General features: G+C 61.5%; 10 protein-coding genes. 7 read left to right on the forward strand and 3 right to left on the reverse strand.

Annotated elements, in window-relative coordinates:
• Positions 1 to 10 precede the first annotated feature (10 nt).
• Positions 11 to 1,372 carry a putative bifunctional diguanylate cyclase/phosphodiesterase gene (locus FJQ55_RS04165; protein WP_140826437.1) on the forward strand — a complete coding sequence of 454 codons (1,362 nt, stop codon included), beginning with the start codon at positions 11 to 13 and terminating at the stop codon, positions 1,370 to 1,372.
• A gap of 13 nt (positions 1,373 to 1,385) precedes the next feature.
• Here the strand turns inward: FJQ55_RS04165 and FJQ55_RS04170 are convergent, their stop codons facing one another.
• Entirely contained in the window at positions 1,386 to 2,288 is a 903-nt protein-coding gene (locus FJQ55_RS04170) for a LysR substrate-binding domain-containing protein (RefSeq protein ID WP_140826438.1), read from the reverse strand.
• Between the two features lie 88 nt (positions 2,289 to 2,376).
• Here FJQ55_RS04170 and FJQ55_RS04175 point away from each other — a divergent pair, with 88 nt between their 5' ends.
• Positions 2,377 to 3,918, forward strand: a complete 1,542-nt coding sequence (locus FJQ55_RS04175; RefSeq protein WP_140826439.1) for a trimethylamine methyltransferase family protein — start codon at positions 2,377 to 2,379, stop codon at positions 3,916 to 3,918.
• Positions 3,919 to 4,113: 195 nt separating this feature from the next.
• Positions 4,114 to 6,159, forward strand: a complete 2,046-nt coding sequence (locus tag FJQ55_RS04180; protein WP_140826440.1) for an NADH:flavin oxidoreductase — start codon at positions 4,114 to 4,116, stop codon at positions 6,157 to 6,159.
• A gap of 62 nt (positions 6,160 to 6,221) precedes the next feature.
• Here FJQ55_RS04180 and FJQ55_RS04185 read toward each other — a convergent pair whose 3' ends face one another.
• Entirely contained in the window at positions 6,222 to 6,917 is a 696-nt protein-coding gene (locus FJQ55_RS04185; RefSeq protein ID WP_140826441.1) for a PRC-barrel domain-containing protein, read from the reverse strand.
• Between the two features lie 262 nt (positions 6,918 to 7,179).
• A complete protein-coding gene (locus FJQ55_RS04190) occupies positions 7,180 to 8,067 on the reverse strand; it encodes an SMP-30/gluconolactonase/LRE family protein (protein ID WP_140826442.1) in 888 nt (295 codons plus the stop codon).
• Positions 8,068 to 8,411: 344 nt separating this feature from the next.
• Between FJQ55_RS04190 and FJQ55_RS04195 the strand changes: the two genes are divergently transcribed.
• From FJQ55_RS04195 to FJQ55_RS04210, 4 genes are all read left to right on the forward strand, one after another.
• Positions 8,412 to 9,149 (forward strand): helix-turn-helix transcriptional regulator, encoded by a 738-nt coding sequence (locus tag FJQ55_RS04195; RefSeq protein WP_140826443.1) that lies wholly within the window; start codon positions 8,412 to 8,414, stop codon positions 9,147 to 9,149.
• 358 nt (positions 9,150 to 9,507) lie between these two features.
• A complete protein-coding gene (gene apbC, locus FJQ55_RS04200; RefSeq protein ID WP_140826444.1) occupies positions 9,508 to 10,668 on the forward strand; it encodes an iron-sulfur cluster carrier protein ApbC in 1,161 nt (386 codons plus the stop codon).
• 150 nt (positions 10,669 to 10,818) lie between these two features.
• Positions 10,819 to 11,796: a magnesium transporter CorA family protein gene (locus FJQ55_RS04205; RefSeq protein WP_140826445.1), complete on the forward strand. Its 978-nt coding sequence runs from the start codon at positions 10,819 to 10,821 to the stop codon at positions 11,794 to 11,796.
• Positions 11,797 to 11,811: 15 nt separating this feature from the next.
• Positions 11,812 to 13,713 carry a potassium transporter Kup gene (locus tag FJQ55_RS04210; RefSeq protein WP_140826446.1) on the forward strand — a complete coding sequence of 634 codons (1,902 nt, stop codon included), beginning with the start codon at positions 11,812 to 11,814 and terminating at the stop codon, positions 13,711 to 13,713.
• The last annotated feature ends 185 nt before the right edge of the window (positions 13,714 to 13,898 follow it).

Consider the following 13,898-nt stretch of genomic DNA (forward strand, 5'->3'; position numbering starts at 1 on the left):
GGAAGAATGAATGGGTCCCGCTGGCACTGCCGTTGAGCAGCACAACCAGAAAGAACTGCAGCGTCTGGCCTACACCGATCACTTGACCGGATTGGGTAACCGCAACCGCCTCGCAGACAAGATCCGTCAACTGGCCGCCGATCGTGCCGCAGATCCTGCGCCCTTCACCGTCGGCATCGTCAATCTCGACGGCTTCAAACCCATCAACGATCTCTTCGGCCAGGCCTCTGGTGACGAGATCCTGTGCCAGGTCGCCCACCGCCTGAAGGCCTGCGTGCCGGATGGTGCAACCGTGACCCGACACGACGGAGACGAATTCGCCATCGTCCTGCCGCTGGTCTTCGAGCGCACCGGTGCGGAACGCGCCGGCCAGTTGATCAAGGACGTGTTGTCCGCCCCTTACGATCTCGGCGACCGAAACGTGCGGCTGTCCGCCTCGCTGGGTTTTGCCGTCTATCCCTTTGCCGGCGAAGAGTTCGAGGAGCTGATGAAGAGTGCCGAGACGGCGCTCTATCGCTCGAAGCGCCGCGGCCGTGGCCAGATCACCGTCTACTCGCGCGAGATCGCGCAGGAAATGAAGCGCGCGACGCAGCTCGAACAGGCGCTGCGCAACGCCATCATCAATGATACGGTTGACGTGCATTTCCAGCCGATTGTGCGCCTAAGCGACAACCGCGTCGTCGGTTTCGAGGCGCTCGCCCGCTGGATTGATCCCGATCTCGGCTTCGTCTCGCCCGCCGTTTTCGTGCCGCTTGCCGAAGAGCGCGGCTTCATCGACACGCTCTCGGAAACCCTGCTGCGCAAGGCAGCCGAAGCCACGCTCGCCTGGCCACGCGATCTTTTCCTCTCGTTTAACCTCTCCTCTGTCCAGCTGATGGACCTGCGCACCTCCTACAATACGCTGTCGATCCTCAACAGCGTCGGCTTCGATCCGCGCCGGCTGGAGATGGAAATCACCGAAACGGCGGTCATGACCTCGGCCGATACCGCGCGCCGGATCATCAAGGACCTGAAGGACGCTGGCATCCGCATCTCGCTCGATGATTTCGGCACCGGTCAGTCCAGCCTTGGCCGCCTGCGTGATTTCACCTTCGACAAGGTGAAGATCGACCGCGCCTTCGTCTCCGCCATCACCACAGACCGCACCTCCGAGCATATCATCAAGGCGATCATCACCATGTGTGAGGGCCTCGACCTCGAAGTGGTTGCCGAAGGCATCGAGACGGAAGCGGAAGCCCAGAAGCTGCGCGAACTCGGCTGCGGCATGGGGCAGGGCTATCATTTTGGCCGCCCCGCCGATGCCGCCGCCACTCTCCGCTACCTCGCCGAGAACCACCACGAATTCGCTCTGGTCGACCGCGCATCCGCCTGAGCCAGATGGTCGGTCAGGCCTGCTTCAGCAACCAGTTGCGCACCCGCGTCGCGGCCCCGCTGAGTTCGCGGGAGCGCGGCCAGACCACGTGAAAGGCAAGCTCCGTGCGCAGCGCGTGGCCCCCCACTTCGACCAACTGGCCCTGCGCCACCAGCTGCCGCACGAGATGGGTCCAACCCAGCGCAATCCCCTGGCCGGCCAGCACCGCCTGGATAACCAGAACATAGTCGTTAATCGCCAGCCGCCGGCTGGCCGGTTTGTAGTCGATACCGGCCGAGGCAAACCAGTCAGGCCAGCTACAGGCTTGGCGCACAGGCTCTTCCAGCCATATCAGCGGATGTCGGGTGAGAGCCTGAGGTGTCTCGGGCATGCCATGCGCCTCGACGAAAGCCGGGCTCGCCACCGCAGTGATGACTTCGGGTGCGAGAAGCGCCGAATGATAGTGCGGCCAATCCTCCGCCCTGCCGCCGCGCACGCCAAGCGGGATTGATTCTTCCTCAAGATCGAGATCCCGCACGCTGGTCTGGATCCTCAGATCGATGTCCGGCAGGTCTTCGCGCAGCGCCGTCAGCCGCGGTAGCATCCACATCGAGGCAAAAGCCGTGGAGGCGGCGAGTGTCACGTTCACCTCGCGTCCCTTGCTACGAATATCCTCCGCCGCCCGCCCGATGCGGGATAATCCCGCCGACACATCGGCATGAAAGCGCTCGCCGACTTCCGTCAGTCGAGCCGCTCGGTGCTGGCGCTCGAACAGCGCGACGCCGAGCTGCTGCTCGAGCCCGCGGATCGCATAGGAAACCGCGACTTGGGACATGCCGAGCTCGGCGGCAGCGCGGGTGAAATTTTCATGCCGCCCCGCCGCCTCGAAGACGATGAGCGCATTGGCCGAGGGGATCAGGTGCCGATAAGTTGTCATAAGCTCAGCTTATTGCATCGCGAGGAATTTTCCAGCGTCACACATAACTTGTGCTGCACTAGCCTCCGGGAAAAGCGAGGGCAGGGCGATGGACAGTGTGACCGTGGAAGCAACAGGCGGTAGAAGAAACAGACCGGTGCGGCGAAGCGCCGGTTCCCAGCCAGGGCTGAAGGTGCCCTTCATACGCCGCAACATCCCGACCTATGACATTCTGTCGGAAGAGAACCTCGCGCGTATCGAGGCCGTGGCAGACCGTATCCTGGCCGAAATCGGCATCGAATTCCGCGACGATCCGGCGGCTCTCAACCTCTGGCGTGGGGCAGGGGCTGAAATCGAGGGTCTGCGGGTGCGTTTCCCCAAGGGCATGCTGCGCGAGATCCTGGCGTCAGCCCCTGCGGTCTTCACCCAGCACGCCCGCAATCCGGCCAATAATGTCGAGATCGGCGGCAGTGCCGTGGTCTTTTCGCCCGCCTATGGTTCGCCCTTCGTCATGGATCTCGACAAGGGCCGCCGTTACGGCACGATTGAGGACTTCCGTAATCTCATCAAGCTCGGCCAGTCCTCGCCATATCTCCATCATTCCGGTGGCACGATCTGTGAACCGGTCGACGTGCCCGTCAACAAGCGCCATCTCGACATGGTCTACAGCCATATCAAATACTCCGACCGCGCCTTCATGGGCTCGGTGACGGCGGAAGAGCGCGCCGAGGAATCAATCGAGATGGCCCGCATCCTTTTTGGTGCGGATTTCGTCGATCGGAACTGCGTCATCCTCGGTAATGTCAACGTCAACTCGCCGCTCGTCTGGGACGGCACCATGACCAAGGCCTTGCGCGCCTATGCCCGCGCCAACCAGGCGGCGGTCATCGTGCCCTTCATTCTCGGCGGTGCCATGGGTCCGGTCACTTCCGCTGGTGCGATCGCCCAGTCGCTCGCCGAAACCATGGCCGGCTGTGCGCTGACCCAGTTGGAGCGCAAGGGCGCGCCGGTCATCTTCGGCAATTTCCTGTCGTCGATGTCATTGCGCTCCGGTTCTCCCACCTTCGGCACGCCGGAACCCGCGATCGGCTCCATGGTGGTGGGCCAGCTCGCCCGCCGGCTGAAGCTACCGCTCCGCTGCGCCGGCAATTTCTCCAATTCCAAGCTGCCGGATGCCCAGGCGATGCAGGAGGGCGTCATGTCGATGATGTCGGCCGTGCATTGCGGCGCCAACTTCATCCTGCATTCGGCCGGCTTCGTCGATGGCCTGCTCGCCATGTCCTACGAGAAGTTCGTCATGGACACGGACTTCTGCGGGGCCCTGCATTCGTACCTCGCCGGTGTCGTGGTCGATGACAACACGCTGGCCATGGACGCCTTCGAAGAGGTGGGACCCGGCAGCCATTTCCTCGGCTGCGCCCACACCATGCGTAACTACCAGACGGCCTTCTGGGACTCGGCCCTTTCTGACAACGAACCCTTCGAGAAATGGTCGGAAGCCGGTTCGACCGATATGGCAATCCGCGCCAATCTTCGCTGGAAAAAGACGCTCGCCGAATACGAAGCGCCGCCTTTGGACGTCGCCATCGATGAGGCACTCCGCGACTATGTCGATCGCATGAAGCGCGCCAAGCCGGATGCCTGGTACTGAAAGACGAGAAGCCGATGCAATACCCCCCTCTGTCACTCCGTGACATCTCCCTCTTAAGGGGGGAGATTGGTCGATCCGCTGCCCCGCTGTTCCACTGTCTGCCCGGACTGCAATCAACGGATTGGGAGGGCGGCGACAATCCGATCTACCCCCTTGAGGGGGAGATGCCCGGCAGGGCAGAGGGGGGCATGCACCATGCTTGATCGCAGCAAGGATCCGCTTCTCCAGCCCTTCCAGCTGAAACACCTCACCCTCAAGAACCGCATCATGTCGACGGCGCATGAACCGGCCTATTCGGAAGGGGGTATGCCGACCGAGCGCTACAGGCTCTACCATGTGGAGAAGGCCAAGGGCGGCATCGCACTCACCATGACGGCGGGTTCGGCCAGTGTCAGCCGCGACAGCCCGCCGGCCTTCGGCAACCTGCTCGCCTGGAAGGACGAGATCGTCCCGCATCTGAAGCGACTGACGGACGACTGTCACGAGCACGGCTGCGCCGTGATGATCCAGCTCACTCACCTCGGTCGCCGCACCAACTGGAACAAGGGAGACTGGCTGCCCGTCCTCGCCCCGTCCCCGATCCGCGAGCCGGCCCACCGGCATTTCCCCAAGGAGATAGAGGACTGGGACATTGAGCGCATCGTGAACGACTATGCGACCGCTGCCGCCCGCATGCAGGAGGCCGGTCTCGATGGCATCGAGTTCGAGGCCTATGGCCACCTGATGGACAGCTTCTGGTCGCCGGCCACCAACCGGCGCCAGGATGAATTCGGCGGCTCCCTCGACAACCGGATGCGCTTTTCAAATCTGGTGATCGATGCCGTCCGCAAGGCCGTCGGCCCGGATTTCATCGTCGGCATGCGCATGGTCGCCGATGAAGACTGGGATAAGGGCCTCAGCCGCGACGAGGGCGTCGAGATCGCCAAACGCTTCGCAAGCTCCGGAAAGATCGACTTCCTCAACATCATCCGGGGCCATATCGAACACGACGCCTCGCTCAACAACGTCATTCCGATCCAGGGCATGGCGGCCTCCCCACATCTCGATTTCGCCGGCGACGTGCGTGCCGCAACCAAATTCCCGATCTTCCACGCCGCTCGCATTGCCGATGTCGCGACCGCCCGCCATGCGATTGCGGAGGGCAAACTCGACATGGTTGGCATGACCCGAGCCCATATCGCCGATCCGCATATCGTCCGGAAAATCATCGAAGGCCGCGAGGCCGAGATCCGCCCCTGCGTCGGCGCCACTTACTGTCTCGACCGCATCTATGAGGGTGGCGAGGCGCTCTGCATCCATAACGCCGCAACCAGCCGCGAGGCGCTGATCCCGCATGATCTTCCGAAAGCTGAGACGTCTCGCAAGGCCGTCGTGGTCGGGGCTGGTCCTGCTGGTCTCGAAGCCGCACGTGTGCTCGCAGAGCGCGGCCACAGGGTCGAGGTACTGGAAGCTTCGAGCAAGGCAGGCGGCCAGGTCAATCTGATGACCCGCAATCCGCGCCGAAAGGAAATGGTTGGCATCGTCGACTGGCGCCTGGCCGAGCTGAATCGCCTCGGCGTCACCATCCATTACGATACCTATGCCGGTGCCGACGATGTGCTGGCCTTAGAAGCCGATCTCGTAGTCATCGCCACGGGCGGCATAGCGCAATCGCCTGAACTAGAAGAGGGCGAGGATCTGGTCGTGTCGAGCTGGGACATCCTGGCCGGTGCCGTGAAACCGGAAGGTCCCGTGCTGCTTTTCGACGATAATGGCGGTCATCAGGGCATGAGTGCGGCCGAAGTCATTGCCAATGCCGGTGTCGAGTTGGAAGTCGTCTCGCCAGAACGCTTCTTTGCACCCGAGATGGGCGGCATGAACCATGTGCCTTACGCGAAAACTTTTGCGGAGAAGAATGTCCGCGTCACGATCAATACAAGGCTGACCGGCGTCCGCCGCGACGGCAATGCCCTGCTTGCAACGCTCGGGTCGGATTTCTCGGATGCCAGGGTGGAAAGGCGGGTGGCGCAGGTGGTGGTCGAACACGGCACCATGGCCAACTCCGATCTCTATCTGGAGCTGAAGCCGCTGTCTCGAAATCGCGGATCGGTGGATTATGCAGCGCTCATCGCCCGCCGCCCGCCCTTGCCAGTCAAGGACGAGACCGCCAGCTTCGACCTTCTGCGTATTGGTGATGCCATCGAAAGCCGCAATATCCACGCGGCGATCTATGACGCTTTGCGCTACTGCAGCCTGCTCTGACCGCGACGCGAAAAGGCGACGCCGAAGCGCCGCCTGTCCGTCTTTGAGCTATTGGCTCAAAATTAGTTGTTGGTCGACGACGTGGTCGTACCGTCAGCCGGCATACCCGTACCGGTCGTGCCAGTGGTCGTTGCCGCGCTGTCGGCATCGTCAGCCTGATCGTCCAGAGTGCGGAATTCGGGAGCATTCTTCAAGCTCTCGGCGGTCTCAGTGGTCGTCAAGCGGATTTCCGCTTCGGCAGCGACTTCAGCCTTGGTATCGCCATCAGCTGCGGCGTCGGCTGCATCGCCAGATGCGGTTTCGCGGGTGATGGTGATCTTGTCGAACGGGATCGCGACATTCTTCTCGCCAATGCCGAGGAAGCCACCGACGCCGACGACTGCAGCGACAACGCCGCCGTCATTTTGCACCAGCAGGTCGTTGATATCGCCGATCGACTGGTTGTCGGCAGTGTAAATTGCCTGGCCCATGAAGTCGTTGACGCTGATCTGGTTTTCAGCCTGTTCGGTCAGATATGTGCCAGAGCCGGAGGCGGCATCGGCAGTGGTGTTCGGAGCGACGGTGCTGTTCGAACCCATGGTGCCCGTTGCACCGGTTGCGTCCGTGGTGCCGCCCGAAGCGTCAGGCGTTACAGGAGCGGTGGTAGCCGGAGGCGTCGTGGTGGTCGTGCCCGTGGCGTCCTGGGCGAAAGCGACCGGTGCCATGGCGGTGGAGCCGAGCAGCATGGCTGCGGCGATCGTCGTAAGGGTCTTTTTCATGGTGGACCTACCTTTCCTCTGAGATGGTCTTGCGACTGACACGGCCCTGGGCGGCTGCCCTAGGCTGCGTCGGTTCGAGAGGAAAATGCCTGGCCGTCGTCTTCGTTCCCTGGTTTATTTCGGCAATTTCGTGGAACAATTCAGACGCTTGGCAGTTTGGGCGCCCCCGTGGGGCCGGCTTGCAAACAGGCGCAGTGACCACCGTTCCAAGCACCAGACATAGGCCGGTTCGCCTCTCGGGCGCACCGGCCCCATGAGGTGTTTAGAGTTTGAAGAACGGTTCCGGCTTGCCCTTCACCGGAATGCCGAGTTCGAAGATCTTGCCCGCATGGACGTCCTCTGCACGTTCGCTGTCACTCATGCCTTCCCAGCATGACGTGACGGCAAGACGGTCGAAGCCGGAACCGAAAAAGGCGGGGCAAGTGGGACGGCGCGTCGGCATTTCGTAACGACCGATGTGGCGGCCATCCGGGCCATAGCGGTCGACGGCGCCTCCGTCCCAATTCGAATTCCATATCGTGCCGTCCACATCGACCACCGATCCGTCGATCACGCCCTTGCGTCCCGACTGGTCGATGAAGACCGAGGGGGCACCTCGTGGCAGGCCGGTTTCCGGGTTAAGGTCGACGCGCATCATGTGGTTGACCTTGGAATCGTTGAAATAGCCGACGGCCCCATCCGGGGAGAAGCAGATACCGTTGGGGATGCTGACCGCTTCGAATAGCTTGGTCACCTGCGTTCCCGCGACGTGATAGATCGCGCCGGCGCCGGTATCGGCAGTCTTGCTCATTGTCCCGATCCACAGGGCGCCGCTCGGATGCATGCGACCGTCGTTCGACCGGTTCTGCGGCTTGTCGGCTTCAAGGCTGGCATAGGGCTTGAGCACGCCCGACGCCCGCTCGCGAACGAATAGCCCCTGATCTGACGCAATCAGCTGCCGGTCCTTGTCGATCACTGCAATGACGCTGCCGAGAAAGGGGAGCGCGTGTTTGGCGAAGGCGCCGGTCTCCACGGTCAGCTCGCACAGCGTCTTGCCGAGGATGTCGAACCACAACAGCGTACCGGACAGCGGATCGAATGTCGGCCCTTCGCCCAGCTCCTGACTCTCGTCCACCAGCACCTCACCCTTGAAGCTTTCTGTCGAAATCACGTGCGTCTCCTCGTCGATCTATTGGACCCTGTCGGCAATACCTGTCTTGTGACAGGGGTTTACGGTAAAATACAGGGGGTCTCTGGACCCTCCGGCGTCTAAAAGTCTATGCTTTGAAACCTTAAGGGGTAGAGATTCGCGTGTATGCTCTCTTTTTTCTCCCGAGGGTCCTCTCCTGTAGCGCGCGGATACCCATGAATGGGGCTGGGGCATGTGGATCAGATCGTGGATGATGCGTTCCGCAAGCTCTCGAACAACCGAAGGTTTGGAAAACTGTTGACCTGTTCTTCGTGCAATTTGGGATTCCTCGTGACGGCAGGCTTGGCCGTGAAGAAAACGCACTCATGACCGATCTGGATCCGTCCGTAACTGAACGCATCGGAGACCTCGTGGTCGAGGTCAAAAGCTTCAAGACCCAGTTCGACGTGTTCCGCTTCATGAAGCGTGTGACGGAACTGTTTGGCGCCCGTTGTTTCATGGTCCTCAACATGCCGGGTCCGACGACGCGGGATCTGGGCAGCAGTTCGATCATCACCAACTGGCCCTCCGACCTTCTGACGGAGTTCGATCAAGTTTCGCTTCTGTCGGACAGCCCGGTGCTGGCCCATCTGCGCCGCGCCTCCATCCCGTTCCGCTACGACGTCGATGACAACGCGCTGCTGCGCGATCCGCGCTCCGCGGAAGTGTCGAAGTCGCTCTTCAAGCGCTTCCGGATGAATCGCGGCGCGTATTTCCCGGTGCATGATGCAAGTGGTGCCCGTGGGGCGGTGTCCTTCAATGGTGATCGCGAGCCTTTCACCAATAACGAGATGATGGAACTGACCTATCTCTCGATCCACGTCTTCAACCGCCTGGCGGAGATCCGCGAGCTTGATAGCCGCAACAGCGACATGCTGACGGAGCGGGAACTGGATTGCCTGAACTGGACGGCTGCCGGTAAGACCAGCGTCGAGATCGCCGAAATCCTGACCCTGTCGGAGCACACCATCAACCACTACCTCAATCGTGCGACCAAAAAGCTTGATGCCGTCAACCGCACCCAGGCCGTGGCCAAGGCGTTGAGGCTCGGCCTGATCAAGTAGTCTAACGGTCTGTCGCTTTTTTGTGCGCACTCTTGGCGGCCGCCTAGATTACCGGCAGTTTCGCCCCCAGTTGACACTTTCTTTTCGTTCTTTGCCTCGACGGACGCCGCATATCTGCCGTTCAGCGAGTTGGCACGCTTCCTGCATCGTTTCATTCAGTCCAGAGGGGACGCTGCATGGCGCCCATAAAAGGGTGCTGCAAGGACAAGCCGCCGCGGGGAACTCATACCCGACGGCGGCTTTCCTGCTTAATCGAGCCTGGAGAACGTGTCGCAGAGCCCATCCGTATTTGCGGTTGGCGAAGGCGCAGCACTCCATTATCTAGTCCGCAGCAGAATGCAGCGGAAAGAGGAAGATGATGGCCGAGTTGACGCGCGACATGGTTCTGGAAGCGCTGGGGCGTGTTCGGGGGCCAGACCTCGACCGCAGCATCGTCGAGCTGAAGATGGTCTCCGACATCTTCATTTCCGATGGTAAGGTCTACTTCTCCATCAATGTACCAGCAGAACGGGCCCAGGAACTGGAGCCGCTGCGCCAGGCGGCCGAGCGCACCGTGAAGGCGCTTGCCGGCGTGAAGGGGGCCGTCGTTAGCCTGACCGCCGAGCGCAAGCAGGGTTCTGCTCCCCCGCCTCCACGCCCCTCGGCTGCGGCCCCCGCCCATTCCCATGGACATTCCCACGCACCGGCTGCGGCCCCCTCCGGCACCCAGCGGTCGAAGGCAGGTGTACCCGGCATCGGCGCGATCATCGCCGTCGCGTCGGGCAAGGGCGGCGTCGGAAAGTCAACGACGGCGGTCAATCTGGCACTGGCGCTCAAGGCCAATGGCCTGCGCGTCGGCATCCTCGATGCCGATGTTTACGGCCCCTCGATGCCGCGCCTGCTCGGCATCACGGGACGGCCGCAGCAGATCGAAAACCGCATCATCGTTCCGATGGAGAATTTCGGCATCAAGGTGATGTCGATGGGCTTCCTGGTGGACGAGGGGACAGCCATGATCTGGCGCGGCCCCATGGTTCAGTCCGCCCTCATGCAGATGCTGCGGGAAGTCGCCTGGGGTGATCTCGACGTTCTGGTCGTTGACATGCCGCCCGGCACAGGCGACGCCCAGCTGACCATGGCCCAGCAGGTTCCGCTGTCGGGGGCCGTTATCGTCTCCACCCCGCAGGATCTGGCTCTGATCGATGCCCGCAAGGGCCTCAACATGTTCAACAAGGTCGAAGTGCCCGTGCTCGGCATCATCGAGAACATGAGCTATTTCATCGCCCCGGATACCGGCAATCGCTACGATATCTTCGGCCATGGAGGCGCCCGCGCCGAAGCTGAAACGATCGGCGTGCCCTTCCTCGGCGAGGTACCGCTCACCATCTCCATCCGCGAGAATTCCGATGCCGGCACCCCCGTCGTGGTCGCGGAACCGGACAGCCCGCAGACGGCCGTCTACCTGTCGATTGCCGAAAAGGTCTGGGCCGAGGTCAAGGCGCGCTCCGGCCGCGCGGCGCCCGCCATCGTCTTTGAATGAGGCTTGAAAACAGGCGGTGATGCGTCGTTTTTGCGGAGCAGCCGTGCAAATGACGCATTTCCCGCCGCGTGATTCGTCTTGGCTTTATCAGCGGACTGTGATTGTGTCCCCGCCCACAGTCACCGAGGCGACCATGAGAGCGACCTGTCCTTGATCAGGGCCTATAGAACAGACGGCAGCGCCGAAATTCTCGGCCCCCAGTCCGCCAAAGACCACATATCTCCCGACATCATCTGGATCGACCTCATTAGCCCGAGTGTCGAGGAAGAGGAATATGTCGAGCGATCGATCGGCATTCCGTTGCCGACCCGGGAGGAGTTGAAGGACATCGAACCTTCCAGCCGCCTCTATCTGGAGAACGACGCGGTCTACATGACGGCCTCGCTCATCTACAAGGCCGATACTCCTCTGCCGCAACTGACCGACATCGCCTTCATTCTGCATGACAACCGGCTGATCACCATCCGCTATGCGGAGCCGAAATCCTTCGCCTTGTTCAGCGCCAGCCTCCTCAGGCTCAACGGACAGTGCAAATCGGGCGCCGCGCTGCTCGGCAGCCTGCTTGAGACGGTTGCCGACCGCACGGCGGAAATTCTCGAAACGCTGGCAGCTCGACTCGATACGCTGTCGGTCGCCGTCTTCGTCGATCGCAAGGCTGCCAAGCGGCGCCCGCCGCGCTTTCTCGAAGACAAGCTGCTCGACATTGCCGCGCACCATCAACTGGTCAGCAAGGTCCGCGACAGTCTCGTCTCCCTCTCCCGTCTGGTTACCTTCCTCAGCTCCCAGTCGGTCATTCGGTCGGATACGCTGGCGAATGAACTCTGCACCATTGTTGCCCGCGACATCCAGTCGCTGGCGGAGCATGCTGCATTCGTCGGCAACAATATTACATTCATGCTCGATGCCTCGCTCGGCCTGATCAGTGTCGAGCAAAATGCCATCATCAAGATCTTCTCGATTGCGTCCGTGGTGTTCCTGCCGCCAACGCTCGTCGCGTCGATCTACGGCATGAATTTCCGGATCATGCCGGAGCTGGACTGGAGCTTCGGGTATCCCGTGGCGTTGGTCGCCATGCTGGTCTCGGCAGTAATACCCTTCTTGTTTTTCCGTTGGAAAGGCTGGCTCTGACGAGCCTGTAGTCTCATGCAACACAGCGAAACCCAGTCGGTGACTGGTCCCAAGGATTTGCGCAGCCTGTTGGTGCTTGCGCTCGGCTCCGTCGGCGTCGTCTATGGCGACATCGGCACCAGCCCGCTTTATGCGTTCCGCGAGGCACTGAAGCCGATCGGCGCCGACGGCATCACCCGCGTCGAGATCATCGGCCTTATCTCGCTGATGATCTGGGCACTGACGATCATCGTCACCCTGAAATACGTTCTCTTCCTACTGCGCGCCGACAATGACGGCGAAGGCGGCACGCTTTCGCTGCTGGCACTGCTGTCGAAGACCGCGAACGGCCATGGCAAGATCCTCATGGTGTTGGGTTTGGTCGGAGCCGCGCTTTTCCTCGGTGATTCCATGATCACCCCCGCGCTTTCCGTTCTCTCGGCGGTCGAGGGCCTCAAGCTTGTTGCCCCCAGCATGTCGGAATTCATTCTGCCGATCTCGATCGTCATCCTGATCGGTTTGTTTACCGTTCAATCGCGTGGCACTGGCGCGGTGGCGCGTTATTTCGGGCCGATTACCGCCGTCTGGTTCATCGTTATGGCTGCGGGCGGGATTGCCCACATCTCCGACGATCCGGGCATCTTTGCTGCATTCAATCCATGGTATGCGATCAGCTTCATGCTGCGGGAGGGCTTCCTGGGCATCGTCGTGCTGGGTGCCGTGTTCCTGACGGTGACCGGCGCCGAAGCGCTCTATGCCGACCTTGGCCATTTCGGCCGCCGCCCCATCCAGTGGGCCTGGTTCCTGCTGGTCTTCCCGGCGCTCGTGCTGAATTATCTTGGTCAGGGCGCGCTCGTCCTGCACAACCCAGCCGCTGCCTCCGATCCCTTTTTCCTGATGTTCCCCTCCTGGGCGCTGTTGCCGATCGTCATCCTCGCCACGTTTGCGACAATCATCGCCAGCCAGGCTGTCATCACAGGTGCCTTCTCGCTGGTGCGCCAGGCAATCCATCTCGGCTTCCTGCCGCGTATGCAGATCCTGTTCACATCCGAGACGCAAACGGGTCAGATCTACCTGCCATCCGTCAATACGCTTCTGCTCTTCGGTGTGATCGCGCTTGTCCTTCTCTTCAAGAGCTCGGAAGGCCTTGCCACCGCCTACGGTATCTCCGTCACCGGCGCCATGGTGGTCACCACGATCATGGCCTTCGAATTCGTCCGCAAGAAATGGCAGTGGAGCTTTGCCCTGGCGGTCACGGTACTGACGCCCCTGCTCGTGCTGGAACTGGTGTTCCTCGGCGCCAATCTGCTCAAGATCCATGATGGCGGTTATGTGCCGGTGCTGTTTGCCGCAGGCTTCACCATCGTCATGTGGACCTGGCGCCGCGGAACCGCGATCATCTTCCAGAAGACCCGCCGCGACGATATTCCCCTCGAAGCCTTCATCGGCATGATCGAGAAGAAGGGGGACCACGGTCCGGCCTGTGTCTCGGGAACGGCGATCTTCCTGACCAGCGATCCGACGCGCGCGCCGGCAGCGCTGATGCACAATCTCAAGCACAACCACGTCATCCACGAACGCAACATCATCCTGACGATCCGCACCATTGGCCGTCCGCGCGTCACGGATGAACAGCGCTTCGAGGTCGAGGAACTGTCGGAACGGTTCTCGCGCGTGGAAATCCGCTTCGGCTTCATGGAGACCCAGAACGTTTCGAAGACCCTGGCCAGCCTGCGCCGCGGCGGACTGAAGTTCGACATCATGTCGACCTCCTTCTACCTCGGACGCCGCAAGCTCGTGCCCGGCAAATCCATGGGCATGCCCCACTGGCAGGACCGCCTCTACATCGCCCTTGCCGACCTCGCCGCCGACCCGTCCGACTACTTCCGCCTCCCGGCCAACCGCGTGGTGGAACTGGGCTCGCATGTGATCATCTGATCGGTCTTCGTTCCTGCAAAAGACAAGAAGCCGTCGGGGCCACCCGGCGGCTTTTTGCGTCTGGATAATGCGCTTCGTCCCGGCCCGCGTTCATCGTTAACCATCCATCAAGGTTAACGAGAGATAGTTTGCTAATGGAGTTCCCGTCGCTTCCGCGTAGTGTTGGAGTTTGGCCTTGCGTCTCT

It is taken from the genome of Rhizobium glycinendophyticum, assembly GCF_006443685.1.
GTDB lineage: Bacteria > Pseudomonadota > Alphaproteobacteria > Rhizobiales > Rhizobiaceae > Allorhizobium > Allorhizobium glycinendophyticum.

Excerpts from the sequence above, each read along its gene's own strand:
- FJQ55_RS04165 (WP_140826437.1), top strand. The coding sequence starts at position 11 with ATGGGTCCCGCTGGCACTGCCGTTGAGCAGCACAACCAGAAAGAACTG.
- FJQ55_RS04170 (WP_140826438.1), bottom strand. The coding sequence starts at position 2,288 with ATGACAACTTATCGGCACCTGATCCCCTCGGCCAATGCGCTCATCGTC.
- FJQ55_RS04175 (WP_140826439.1), top strand. The coding sequence starts at position 2,377 with ATGGACAGTGTGACCGTGGAAGCAACAGGCGGTAGAAGAAACAGACCG.
- FJQ55_RS04180 (WP_140826440.1), top strand. The coding sequence starts at position 4,114 with ATGCTTGATCGCAGCAAGGATCCGCTTCTCCAGCCCTTCCAGCTGAAA.
- FJQ55_RS04185 (WP_140826441.1), bottom strand. The coding sequence starts at position 6,917 with ATGAAAAAGACCCTTACGACGATCGCCGCAGCCATGCTGCTCGGCTCC.
- FJQ55_RS04195 (WP_140826443.1), top strand. The coding sequence starts at position 8,412 with ATGACCGATCTGGATCCGTCCGTAACTGAACGCATCGGAGACCTCGTG.
- apbC (WP_140826444.1), top strand. The coding sequence starts at position 9,508 with ATGGCCGAGTTGACGCGCGACATGGTTCTGGAAGCGCTGGGGCGTGTT.
- FJQ55_RS04210 (WP_140826446.1), top strand. The coding sequence starts at position 11,812 with ATGCAACACAGCGAAACCCAGTCGGTGACTGGTCCCAAGGATTTGCGC.